This is a genomic window from Nocardia mangyaensis, from assembly GCF_001886715.1.
GTDB classification, from domain to species: Bacteria; Actinomycetota; Actinomycetes; order Mycobacteriales; family Mycobacteriaceae; genus Nocardia; species Nocardia mangyaensis.
Genome location: NZ_CP018082.1, coordinates 3246692 through 3258848 on the forward strand (window position 1 = coordinate 3246692; position 12157 = coordinate 3258848).

Below are 12157 nucleotides of genomic sequence, written 5' to 3' on the forward strand. Positions count from 1 at the left end.
GCTGTATCCACACACGGCCGGGCATCGAACACCCACCCATCTGCGCCAGCCGCCCAAGCCGAATCCGCTTCGCGCGCAGGGGAGTCGAGACATCACCTGCCCCTGCTGAAAGGCGCGGTGATGTCTTCGCCCCCAGGGGCGCATTGAGCGCGCTCCATCCGCCGGCTGGTCCAGGAACAACGAAGGAACTGTCATGTCTTTGCATCCGCTCATCACCGAACTGACCGACGCCGAGAAGGCCGCCCTCTGCACGGGCGCGGGCTTCTGGGATCTCGCCGGAGTTCCCCGGCTGGGGATCGAAGGCATCAGTGTGGCCGACGGCCCGCACGGCCTGCGCAGGCAGGACGAGGACGCCGACCACCTCGGTACGACCGATTCCCGGCCCGCGACCTGTTTCCCGACCGCGTCCGGATTGGCGAGCAGCTTCGATCCGGAACTACTCGCGCGGATCGGCGGCGCGCTCGCGATCGAGGCGCGGGCCGCGGGGGTCGGGGTGCTCCTCGGGCCAGGGGTCAACATGAAGCGGTCCCCGCTGTGCGGGCGCAACTTCGAGTACTTCTCCGAAGACCCCCATCTCACGGGCGAACTCGGTGCGGCGATGGTGCGCGGTCTGCAGGACAACGGGATCGGCGCGTCGCTGAAGCACTTCGCGGCCAACAACCAGGAGCACAGTCGGATGACGGTCTCGGCCGAAGTCGATGAGCGGGCGCTGCGCGAGATCTACCTGCCCGCGTTCGAAACCGTGGTGCGCAAGGCGCAGCCGTGGACGGTGATGTGCTCCTACAACCGGCTCAACGGCACCTATGCCGCCGAGCATCGTTGGCTGCTCACCGAGGTATTGCGCGAGGAGTGGGGCTTCCAGGGGCTGGTGGTGTCGGACTGGTTCGCTGTCAACGACCGCGCAGCCGGTGTCAGCGCGGGCCTCGACCTCGAGATGCCCGCGAGCTCCGACGGCCCCGCCCGGGTGCTCGCCGCACTGGAATCCGGGGAACTCGACCGTGCGGATCTCGATCTCGCCGCGTCGCGGGTGCTGACTTTGATCGACCGGGCACGCGCGTCCGAGGGCCCTGCGGTCGTCGACACCGATGCCCATCACGAGCTGGCGCGTGAGGCCGCCCGCCGGTCCGCGGTGCTGCTGCAGAATGCCGGCGCACTGCCGCTGGCGGGGATCGGTGCTCCGATCGTGGTGTGCGGTGCGTTCGCCGTCACGCCGCGCTATCAGGGGGCGGGGAGTTCGCGGGTGGTGCCGACCCGGCTGGACAATGCCCTGGACGCGCTGCGTGCGGCGTTGCCCGATCGCACCATCGAATACTTCGCCGACTACGACCTGGCCGCCGCGACGGCGGCCGCGGACGCGGCCGAGGTCATCGTCTTCGCCGGACTGCCCGATTCCGCCGAGTCCGAGGGCTACGACCGATCGGTGATCGACCTGCCCGCCGATCAGGTCGAGTTCCTGGACACACTGCGGCAACGGCGCGGCCGACTGACCGTCGTCGTCCAGGCGGGCGCCGCGGTCACCTTGCCGTTTGCCGACCACGCCGACGCGATCCTGCTCGCCTGGCTCGGCGGCCAGGCAGCAGGCACCGCCGTCGCCGATCTGCTGTCGGGCGCGCACTCGCCGACGGGCAAGCTCGCCGAGACCATCCCGCTGGACCTGCGGCACACCCCCGCGTACACGGCCTTTCCCGGTGACGGCACCACGGTCGAGTATCGCGAGGGCATCTTCATCGGCTACCGCTGGTACGAAACCCGCGGCCTTCCGGTCGCCTTCCCCTTCGGGCACGGTCTCACCTACACGACGTTCGCCTACTCCGACCTGGAGGTGGCCGTCGAAGGGAACAGCGCCACGGCGGGATTCACCATCACCAACACGGGGGAGTACCCCGCGGCGGAGGTGGCGCAGATCTACATCGCCGATCCGGAGTCGGATCTCGCCCGCCCCGTCCACGAGCTGAAGGGGTTCGCGCGGGTCGAGCTCGGCCCCGGCGAATCCCGTCGGCTGCGGGTCGAACTCGATCGCCGCGCCTTCGCCTACTGGCATCCGCGGAAGGGCTCCTGGCACGTGGAGGCGGGCGAGTTCGTCGTCCAGGTCGGCGCGTCGAGTACCGACATCCGGGTGAGCCAGACCATCCAGCTCGACGGCGAGCCGTTGCCCGGCCGGCTCACCCCGACCTCGTCGACGGGCGCCTGGCTCGCCGACCCGGTCCATGGGCCCACGCTCCGCGAGATCCTGGGCCGCGCTTCCGGCGGCCTGGCGGGGGTACTGCTGGACAACCCCGAACTCGACTTCGGCCGATACAGCATGCTGGTCGGAACTCCGCTCAACCGGCTCTGCCGGATCGACGCGGTCGACTTCGACGTCGATGCGATCAACGACATCATCACCACCGCAACAGCTCCGGCTTCGCAGGCGCACGCCGCAGGCTGAGCTGGCTCGCCTGCGTCCAGTAGATCGGTAGTCACGCGCAATGCTCGGCTGGGTCATCCCAGCCGAGCATTGCGCGTTGTGGGCGGCGAGCTGGTGCGCGATGTGTACAAGACGAGCAAGTCCCATAATCTCTGCGCGAGCGTGCGCCAGTCGGATGGTCGAGATGGCTCCCGGCTTGGGCAGCGCAGATCGTCCTCGGCGGGCAAGGTACGTGCGCGGCCGGTGATCCAGCGGCGTCGCCCGCCGAACGCTCAGCGCTACGGAAGCTGCGGAGACCTGCTGACACCCCGAACCCGGCCACACCTCCGGACAGCGACACGGTCGCCGCAACATCCTTTCGGAAAGTTGCGACGACCGTGGAAGTCGTTGTCCAGCTGGTGGTGTCCGAGGTCAGTTCCTGGACAAGATGTCGATCGAATGGGCCGGACGCGGCGCGGCGGCGTCCGCGGGCACCAAAGTGCTCGCCGCGATCGTCGCGATGAGCATCGTGATCACCGCTGTCACCGCCGGGATCATGAATCGCCGCCGCGCGCGCAGATCTCGTCGGCCGAGTGCGAAGGAGATCGTCAACACGACTGCCCCGGCGATGAGCGGGGCGGGGAACGCGGCGAACAGGAACGTCGAGGTGATCGCGACCGCGGTGAGCAGGATCGGAACGGCCGACATTCGGGACGGTGCGATCACGGCGCCTCCTGGAGTGCGGTGGACTGACCTGCGGCGGCCGGTTCGGTGGCACGCTGCTCATGCGTTTGCGCGCGTTGCCGACGTCGCTCGCGTTGCCGGGCCGGGTCGGCGACAGGTGAGGCGAACAGCAGATCGCGGGTGAACGGGTGCTGCGGGGACTCCGTGACCGCGGCGCACGGTCCCGACTCGACGATCTCGCCCTGACACATCACCGCGACCCGGTGGCTGATGTGGCGGACCACCGAAAGATCGTGGGAGACGAACAGATAGGCGACACCCGTCTGCTCCTGGATGTCGACGAGGAGTCGCAGGACCCGATCCTGGGTGCTCAGATCGAGAGCCGACACCGGCTCGTCGCACACGATCAGTCTCGGCTGCAACGCGAACGCCCGTGCGATCGCGACACGTTGCCGCTGCCCGCCGCTAAATTCCGAAGCGTAGCGCGCACCGGCATCGGCGGGCAGGCCGACCGCGTCGAGGAGCTGCGCGACCCTGTCACGGGACTGCGGCCCTGACCGTCCGGCGGCGGTCAGCGGCTCGGTCAGGATGTCGGCGATCGTCATGGACGGATTGAGCGAGGTGTAGGGATCCTGAAATATCACCTGGATCTGGGATCCCAGTCGACGCCGCCGAGCCCGGGTGATGTGGCTGATGTCTTCGCCGTCGAAAGCGATCGATCCCTGGGTGACCGGCGCCAGACCGAGGACGGCCCGTCCGATGGTCGTCTTTCCTGACCCGGAACCACCTACCAAGCCAACGGTTTCACCGGCGCGGATATCGAGCGAGACGTCGCGGACCGCGGTGAAGGCCGCGGTGCGCCGATTGCGGCGGGGATAGGTGACTGTGAGGTCACGGATGTCGAGCAGGGTCATAGGGTGGTCTTCTCCATCCGGATCGCGTCATCGGCCTGCTCGCGGTCGAACGGCGCCCGAATATGATCGGGATCCGGCATCGAGTCCAGCAGTTGCCGGGAGTACGGGTGTTGCGGGTTCGCGAAGAACTCCTCGACGGTCGCGGTTTCGACCACCGTGCCCTCCCGCATGACCGCGACGTCGTCACACAGGTCGGCAACGACACCGAGGTTGTGGGTGACGAGCAGGATCGACATCCCGAATTCGGTTTGCAGGTCACGGAACAGGTCAAGGATCTCGGCCTGCACGGTGACATCGAGGGCGGTCGTCGGCTCGTCCGCGATGAGTACCGCCGGATCGGTGGAGACGGCACCGGCGATGAGGACACGTTGGGCCATACCACCGGAGATCTGATGCGGATAGGCCGCGAAGGTGCGTTCCGGCTCGGGGATCCCGACGCGTGCGAGCAGTTCGAGTGCGTGCTTGCGGGCCTTGTCCTTGCTCATGCCGCGGACGCGCAGTGGCTCGACGAGCTGGAATCCGATCGTGAAGGCGGGATCGAGATTGCTCATCGGTTCCTGCGGAACATAGGCGACCCTCGACCGGACGAGCTTGCTCCGTTCGGCAGCGGTCAACGTCAAGGTGTTCACGCCGTCGAGCCACACCTCACCGTGCTGGACTCGCGCGGCGGCGGGCAGCAGGTCGAGGATCGCGAAGGCCGTCTGCGTCTTACCGGAGCCGGACTCGCCGACCACGCCGAGGGTGCGTCCGCGCCGGAGCTCGAACGCGGCCGAGCGCACCACCTCCCGCCCCTGGCCGGCGCCGGGGTAGGCGATCACCAGATCGCGGACGGCGACCACGACGTCGGGCGACGGTGCGGCAGCTGCGCTGCGCGGAACCGGGGTCCGGGCAGTGGAACGAGCACCTGCGGGTGCGTCGTCGCCGACACGGGCGAACGCGTCGCGCATCCCGTTGCCTACCAGCATGAAGGCCGCGATGGTCAGGGTGAGCGTGACTCCCGGCCAGATGAACAGCGCCTTGTTGCTGTAGAAGACGAGGAATCCCTCGTTCATCATCTGGCCCCAGGTCGCGGTCTCGGTGTCACCCAGACCGATGAAATCCATGCCGGCCTGTGCGGTGATCGCGACACCGCACAGGATCGAGGTCATGATCACGATCGGGCCGCGCACCACACCGAACACATGGCGCGCGATGATCCTGGCATCGCTCAGCCCCGAGATCCGGGCGGCATCGACGTACAGCTCGTTCTTGACCGCGATGACCTGACCGCGGACCAGCCGGAATACCGCGGGGAACATCAGCAGCCCGAGGAACGTCATGACGGTGCTGGTGGCTGAACTGGTCACCGACACCAGGGTGATGAGCAGCAGCAACGAGGGCAGCGACATGATGAGCGCGGCTACCCACTGGCTGACGGCATCGAGCTTCCCGCCGAAGTATCCCGCGGACAACCCCAGCGGCACCGCCACCGCCAGCGCCACGCAGACCGCCAGCGCCGCACCCAGAATCGTCGTCTTCGAAGCGACGACAAGACGCAACAGGACGTCACGGCCCGCGGTGTCGGTACCGAGCAGGTGACCACCGACCCCTGGTGCCCCGTTGCGATCACTGAGATCGCCGCTGATGCCTGCTTCGGGGTGGAACCACTCCAGGTAGAACGCGCCCAGTACACATGCCGCGACGACGAGCAGAATCGCGAGCCCCACGTGTGCCGCGGCGTTGGTCACCAGACCCGCACGGATGTCGTGGCGTTCGCGCGGGTCGGCTGGGTCGGAGCCACCGGCAGCGGGGGGCCCAGGGATATCGGTCATGAGACGCGTGCCTTCGGGATGGCCCAGGCGAGGGCGAGATCGACGAGGAGGTTGACGGTTGCGACGAACACCGTGGTGAGGATGACTATGCCCATGAGTACGGGCCGGTCGCCGCTGAGCGTGGCGTTCACCGCCATGCTGCCGAGACCTTCCATTCCGAAGACCTTCTCGATCATGAACGATCCGCCGATGAGACCGATGAGCTGCAAGGACAGCGTCGTCAGCCAGGCCGGGGACGCGTTGCGCATCGCATGCCGCCACAACAGTGAGCGCTGGGAAATGCCCCGGGAGCGCAACGTGCGGATGTAATCGGAGGCCAGGACATCGACCAGGGCGCCGCGCGCTTGCTGTGCGCTGGCCGCCACACCGGCCAGCGCCAGCGAGACGACCGGAAGCGCGAGCGAGGCTCCCCAGGCATACGGCGAAACGGTGAGCGGGACGAAACCGGCAGCGGGGAACAGCTGGAGACCCACGGCGAGCCAGGACGCCAACAGCATGGCGACCAGGTAGTTCGGTACGGCGTGGGCAACGATTGATCCGGCCTGGATCGCGCGGTCGACCGCGCCTCGCCGTGTTGCGGCCAGAATCGCCAGAGCGGTGCTCGCGAAGGCGACGACCACGATCGTCAGCGCCATCAGGGAGAACGTCACCGGCAGCCGCTCTCCCACGACGTCGATCACCGGCTGTCGGGTCAGATACGACTGGCCGAGATCGCCGCGGATCAGGTCGCCGAGCCATGGAAGGAATTGCGCGAGCAGTGGCTTGTCCAGGCCGAGTTCACGAGTCAGGTCGTCGACGGCCTGGGCCGTGGCCGCTTCACCGAGAATGTTTCGAGCGAGATCGTCCGTCCCGCTGCTCAGAATGAGAAAGGCGAGGATCGATACCGCGAAGATCATGCCGACCGCTGCCCCGAGCCTGCGCAGAATCAGCAACGTCATCGGCGATCACCGCCGCCCATGGTGTCGATGGCTGACAGGAAATCGATCATTTCTGCACCGGCTGGAATCGCGAGAGGTCAGGCACCGAACCGGCGAGCTGATATTCAGTCGTGATTCCGGGAGTCAGCGCGAAGTACTTGCCCGGACGGAACAGGGGGACGAACCAGGCGTTCTCCACCACATACCGATTGACTGCCTTGTATGCGGCCGCCGATTCTTCCGGGCCGCTCGCGATGCGGATTCGATCGATGAGTGCGTTGAGTTCTGGAGTTTCCGTACGCAGCGGATTGTAGCCAGCGCTGGGAGCGACGGAATTCGTGATGGTCTGCCAAGGAGTGTTCGCCGCGAGCTGGAAGAGGGCCACTGGAAGCTTGCCCGAGGCGATGTCGGAGGTCATCGTGGTCGGGGAAGCCCGCTGCCAGTCGACGGTGACTCCGATCGCATTCAAGGACTGGTCGATCGTTTTGTTGATCGCTGGTCCCAGAATTGCGCTGAGGTCGGGCAGTGGCAAGGTGAAGCCGCCTCCGTACCCGGCGTCAGCGAGCAGGGATTTGGCCTTGTCGACATCGTATTCGTAGTGATCTTCCAGTGCCGGATCATAGGCGATGGATTCCGCGTTGAAGATTTGCGCGGTCGGCACCGGATTGCCGTCGGTGATCGAACTGATGTAGTCGCGATCGAACGCATGGTTGAGTGCCTGCCGAACCCGGACATCACCGAGTGCGGGGATGGACACCCCGGCCCGATCGAACAGAAGGAGCCCGGCCCATTCCGCGGAACCGCTGATCACGTCGACACCGCTGGCCTCGAGTTCCTCGGTGACTGTGGCGCGCACCATCGCGGCGTCCACCTGCCCGGTCTTGAGCTGATTGAGTACCGGATTGACATCAGCGAAGTACTTGATCTCGAGCGTGTCGAAAGGGTAGGCCGCCGGATCGACATACGCGGTATTGCGGTGATAGACCTTCCGTTCGGCGCTGGACTGGCTCGCCTGGAAGGTGTACGGACCGGAGCCCGTCGGCGCGGTCGCGAGATCGCCGCGGGCAATCGCGGCGGGTGCGGCCATCGCGCCGAGCGTACTGCTCAGGTTGATGAGCAGGCCCGGGTCCGGCTGTCTGAGACGGATGATCACCTGGTGTGGGCCGGTGACCTCGACGGACTCGATCGCGCTGGTCATCGGGCCGTTCGGTCCAGGTGTCGCGACGAAATGATCGACGTTGGTTTTGACCGCCGCGGCGTCGAAAACGCTGCCGTCGCTGAAGGTGATGTCCTCGCGCAGCGTGAGGGTGAGATTCAGCTTGCTCTCGTCATAGGACCAGGCCGACGCCATTCCCGGCAGTGGCTCGCCGTCCACGTCGCTGTGCAGAAGGGTGTCATAGACTGCCTGCCAGTACAGCGACTGCGGCCCGACCCGCATCAGTGGTGGATCAAAGGACGCGTTGGGTTGATTCGTGACCAGGACGAGGTTCTCGTCCGGTCCGGCGAGGTCGCCTCCAGCTCCCGCGCACCCGGCGGCGGTCAACATTGCGGCGACAGCGAGCGTCGCGACTTTCACTCTCATTTTCATCGATCCTTGGCAGTACACGCTGGGCAGTTCGCGCCAGCTCGAAAATGGCGCCGACCGATCAGACGGTAGGCGTGTTCGGCGGGGGTGTCGGCTGAGCTGAACGAAGCTACGGAAGCCTTATCGCACGATGCTGGGCCAGGGTGAGGAGGCATCATCGCGTGCGCGGGGGAGCGGTAACGGTGGTGTGGCCGTTGCTCGGATGTGGTTCGCCGGACCATCCGCCACTATATACATGTGCATCTATAGTGCCTTCACGTTTGGGCGTCGTGCGCTTCGTCGTGGCCAGGATAGATCACTGTCGGTCAGTTTTCCGGCGTTTTCGCGTGCGAGGTGCAATGGGACTCCTATGTTCCTGCAAACCTATGTGCACAGCATCACATTGCGGATTGTCAGTGTCAAGGTTCCCGCCGTCCCGGCGGAATCGCCGGTCACGGCGCGGTGAGCGGCGCTGAACGTTGAACAGCGAACGGCGACCTTGGTAGGTTGAGGTCGAGGTCGGGGATCGCCGTTCGGACGGGGTGCACCGCGTGTCCGTCGCCCGAGCACAATCAAGGGGCGTAGTCGATGCCGGTGTTCATGGTGGAGCGGCAATTCGCCGAGCAGCTCGAGGTGGCCCCGGAGACCGCCGCGGAGATCAACCGGGTCAACGACGAGTTCGGCGTTCGCTGGCTCAGTTCCTTCCTGTCTCTGGACAAACGCAAGACGTTCTGTCTCTATGAGGCCGACAACGTCGACGCGATCCGCGCCGCCGCGGTCCGGGCCGGAATCCCGGCCGACGCCATCATGGAACTGTCAGGCACACTCACGCCCGACGGTGCCTTCGCGCCGCTGTCGGCAGCGGACGGGCCGGTCACCGGCTAGAGCAGTCCATGTTCGGTGGCGAAGATCGCGGCCCTGGTGCGATTGGGTGCGGCGGTCTTGATCAGGATGCTGCGCACATGGTTGGCGGCGGTGTTGGCGCTGATGAACAAGCGCTCGCCGATCTCGCGGTTGGACAGACCGTCGGCGACCAGGCGGAGCACGTCCACCTCACGGTCGGTCAGCCCGTTCGGCAGGCACACGTGCTCGGCACGGGGTGCCGGATCCGCGTCCAGATCCCGCAGGATGCGGCGGTGTCCGATACGCCGTGCCAGCGCGCGTGCCTCGGTGGCCAGGTCGGCGGCGGCAGGCCCGGGCACGGTGCCGGGGTGGCGGAGCCGGTGCCGGTACCACGCGGCGAGGGTCTCGGCCTGGTGGGTCACCGCGCCCATCCGGCGGTCCATCGCGAGCGCATGCTCGAAGTGCTGGTCGGCGCTGTGGGCGCCGAGTACGGAGTCGAGCTCGGCGAGATAGCGGTCCGCACTGCCGAACACCGCGACGCTCGCACCCGCCATCAGATTGGCCCCGGTGTACTCGGCCAGCAACGGGCGCAGCGTCGCCGCCACCGCGGTGTCTTCGAGCCGGACCGCCGCCTCGGTGGCGAAGGCCAGTAGCCCCGCCCATTGCGCGCCGAAACGGTGGTCGCCGAGCCGGTCGCACAGGTGGGCCAGCACACGAGCGGCCGGTTCCCACATCTCCAGTTCCGTGTACAGGGCCAGCAGGCCGGGCAGCCAGTGATCGTCGAAGCTCTCGCGCCCGGACACCAGCGGACGAACCTGTTCCAGACCGCCGGTGACCCGCCGGAGCATGAACTGCTGCACACCCCACGATCCCTCCGTGGCGCCGCCGAACTCCTGAGCGAATTGGTCGTCGAGCCAGTCGATGATCCGCTCGGTGCCCGCGAAGTCGCCGACCGCGAACCGGTGCGCGCATCGCGAGCAGCCGGCGACATACCGGAAGAACGGCTGCCCCTGTGCCAGCGCCAACTCGGTCAGATCGCGCTGGGCACTGCTCCACGTCGCCTCGTCGCCGAGCAGGTAGGCGAACACCGCACGGTGAAAGGCGGCGGGACCCAGGTAGTCGTCGTCGCCGAGGCGCGAGCCGATCTCGTTGAGCTCGATCGCCCTGGCCAGCAGTTGCGGTGCCAGGTCTGGGCGCAGACCCTGCCACAACGTCGTGCACAGCGCGTGCGCGAGCAGCTCCGGATCGCCGATGGCCCTGGCACCCGCCAGGGCATCCTCGCCGATCAGGCGAGCCTGCCGCGCGTCGCCGGTGAACGAGGCGGCACGCCCCATGCTCGCGCGAGCGCGGATCGAGAGTGGATCGTCACGATCCAGTGCCGCGGCGCTCAGTGCCTCGCTCAGCAGCGCCAGTGAGCGCTGGCCACTCACGGAGGGCCGCCACGAGGCGCTCTCATGTCCGATGGCGGCGATCAGCCGGGCACGCGGGTCGCCGTCCGCGGCGAGATCTTCGTAGAGCCGCCGCGCGGGCGGGAAGTCGCCACCGTGCAGGTGACAGCGCGCCGCCGCCGAGAGGAGCTCGACCCGGGTGGGTCCGTGCGCGGCGTGCGCTTGCGCGGCGCGCTCGTAGAGCACCGCCGCCTCGCGATGGGCGATGCCACGCTCGGCCTGGCGGGCCGCGAGCACCAGATAGCGCACCGCTTTGTCCGCGTACCCGAGGGTGCGGGCCCGGAAGAAGTGATGAGCCAGCGCGGCCACGCGGGTCGGATCCCGCTCCTCGACGGCCAGCGCGACGCGGGCGTGCGCGGCCGCGAGGTCGCCCGCCGACATCCGGTCGAGGACGGCCTGGCGAGCCAGGGCGTGCGCGAACCGGTACTCGCCGTCCGCCGCGCCCGCGACGAGAAGTCCGGCTCGCACACCGAAGTCGATCCCCGCGAGGACCGTGTTCGAGTCGAGTCCGTCGGTCAGGATCTCGGGATCGACGAGGTCACCGGCGACCGCGGCCAGCTCGATCACCCGGGCGTGGTCGACATCGAAGGCGGCCAGCCGACGGGCCAGCGCGTCCTGGATCGATCGCGGCGCGGCGACACCGGAACGCGCCGCGGTCAGGCCGCCGCGGGTCGCCAGGTCGTACCAGTACTCCTGCAGGAAGAAGGGGTTCCCGCCGGTGTGGTCACGGAGTACCGGAGCGGCCGACCTCGCCGAACCGGGAGACACTCCGGCCGCCCGGACGAGGTATTCGGCCACCTCCTCGGTGCTGAGCCCGGCGAGGTCGATCCGGGCGACACCGTCGAGACGATGCAGATCGGCCAGGGCGAAGCTGACCTCGTCGGTGCGGTCCGGTGCGGTGGTCCGCAGGGTCGCCAGCACGAGCAGGCGCTCACCGGCCGTGGACTCGACCAGATGAGACAGCATCGCCAATGTCGGTTCCGGGGCCCACTGCACATCCTCGAGGACGAGCACCAGCGGACAGCGTTCGGCGGTCGCCAGCAACAGCCGCAACAGCGCGTCGAACAGGGCGGGCCGGGAGTCCCGGTCACCCGGAATCGGTTGTGCCGACGGCCAATACCGCGACACGCTGGTGGTCAGCCGAAGCAGTGGGGCAGCCGCCGCGGGCGCGATCGCGCGCAGGATGTCCGGCGGGGTCTGTTCGATCGCCTGCTCGAGAATCGCGACGAAGGGCCGGTACGGGATGTCGAGGTCCTGGCGGCACGCGCCCCACAGCACCGTGGCGCCGTGCGCGCGCAACGCGGCGGCGGCCTCGCTCACCAGCCGGGTCTTGCCGACGCCGGGCTCGCCGCCGACGAAGACGACCTGGCGCCGATCGCTCTCGACCGCGGCCCAGACGGCCTCGAGCCGCGCGACCTCCGCGCGGCGACCGACAAAGTCCGTGCCACTGCTCGGCGGAGCCGATTCCGTCACTTCTCGACCATAGTCGGATTCGGCGGCCACCGAGATGGTCCGATCTGACCCCCTGTCCTGCGCCGATTCGATCAGATCAGGTCAGGCGCGCGGGTACCGGCTCTCCGTAGCGTCACA

At 67.8% G+C, this 12157-nt stretch carries 8 protein-coding genes; 2 read left to right on the forward strand and 6 right to left on the reverse strand.

Translation table 11 applies throughout. The annotated features are described in order from the left end of the window. Nucleotides 1-193: 193 nt before the first annotated feature. Nucleotides 194-2428 (forward strand): glycoside hydrolase family 3 N-terminal domain-containing protein, encoded by a 2235-nt coding sequence (locus BOX37_RS14630; RefSeq protein ID WP_071928129.1) that lies wholly within the window; start codon nt 194-196, stop codon nt 2426-2428. A 390-nt stretch (nt 2429-2818) separates the two neighbouring features. Here the strand turns inward: BOX37_RS14630 and BOX37_RS14635 are convergent, their stop codons facing one another. Genes BOX37_RS14635 through BOX37_RS14655 form a run of 5 tightly spaced genes read right to left on the reverse strand, consistent with a single transcriptional unit; the run spans nt 2819 to nt 8258 of the window. Further along, the gene (locus BOX37_RS14635; protein WP_156910409.1) at nt 2819-3112 is read right to left on the reverse strand and encodes a hypothetical protein; all 294 of its coding nucleotides are present in this window, start codon (nt 3110-3112) and stop codon (nt 2819-2821) included. Continuing rightward, nucleotides 3109-3984: an ATP-binding cassette domain-containing protein gene (locus BOX37_RS14640; RefSeq protein ID WP_071928131.1), complete on the reverse strand. Its 876-nt coding sequence runs from the start codon at nt 3982-3984 to the stop codon at nt 3109-3111. The genes BOX37_RS14635 and BOX37_RS14640 overlap by 4 nt, the downstream gene beginning before the upstream one ends. Continuing rightward, nucleotides 3981-5795 (reverse strand): dipeptide/oligopeptide/nickel ABC transporter permease/ATP-binding protein, encoded by a 1815-nt coding sequence (locus tag BOX37_RS14645; RefSeq protein ID WP_084759680.1) that lies wholly within the window; start codon nt 5793-5795, stop codon nt 3981-3983. Before BOX37_RS14645 ends, BOX37_RS14640 begins: the two co-directional genes overlap by 4 nt. Beyond that, nucleotides 5792-6733, reverse strand: coding sequence for an ABC transporter permease (locus BOX37_RS14650; RefSeq protein WP_071928132.1), 942 nt, complete (start codon nt 6731-6733; stop codon nt 5792-5794). Before BOX37_RS14650 ends, BOX37_RS14645 begins: the two co-directional genes overlap by 4 nt. Nucleotides 6734-6779: 46 nt before the next feature. Next, nucleotides 6780-8258 carry an ABC transporter substrate-binding protein gene (locus BOX37_RS14655; protein WP_167659944.1) on the reverse strand — a complete coding sequence of 493 codons (1479 nt, stop codon included), beginning with the start codon at nt 8256-8258 and terminating at the stop codon, nt 6780-6782. Between the two features lie 606 nt (nt 8259-8864). Between BOX37_RS14655 and BOX37_RS14660 the strand changes: the two genes are divergently transcribed. Further along, entirely contained in the window at nt 8865-9161 is a 297-nt protein-coding gene (locus BOX37_RS14660; protein ID WP_071928134.1) for a DUF4242 domain-containing protein, read from the forward strand. On the opposite strand, the gene BOX37_RS35815 is transcribed toward BOX37_RS14660, so the two are convergent. After that, a complete protein-coding gene (locus BOX37_RS35815) occupies nt 9158-12040 on the reverse strand; it encodes an ATP-binding protein (protein WP_156910411.1) in 2883 nt (960 codons plus the stop codon). The two genes, BOX37_RS14660 and BOX37_RS35815, sit on opposite strands and share 4 nt — an antisense overlap. Nucleotides 12041-12157 lie beyond the last annotated feature (117 nt).

Bases quoted from the DNA above. Each gene is read 5' to 3' on its own strand.
- BOX37_RS14630 (WP_071928129.1), top strand. From the start codon at position 194: ATGTCTTTGCATCCGCTCATCACCGAACTGACCGACGCCGAGAAGGCC.
- BOX37_RS14640 (WP_071928131.1), bottom strand. From the start codon at position 3,984: ATGACCCTGCTCGACATCCGTGACCTCACAGTCACCTATCCCCGCCGC.
- BOX37_RS14645 (WP_084759680.1), bottom strand. From the start codon at position 5,795: ATGACCGATATCCCTGGGCCCCCCGCTGCCGGTGGCTCCGACCCAGCC.
- BOX37_RS14650 (WP_071928132.1), bottom strand. From the start codon at position 6,733: ATGACGTTGCTGATTCTGCGCAGGCTCGGGGCAGCGGTCGGCATGATC.
- BOX37_RS14655 (WP_167659944.1), bottom strand. From the start codon at position 8,258: ATGTTGACCGCCGCCGGGTGCGCGGGAGCTGGAGGCGACCTCGCCGGA.
- BOX37_RS14660 (WP_071928134.1), top strand. From the start codon at position 8,865: ATGCCGGTGTTCATGGTGGAGCGGCAATTCGCCGAGCAGCTCGAGGTG.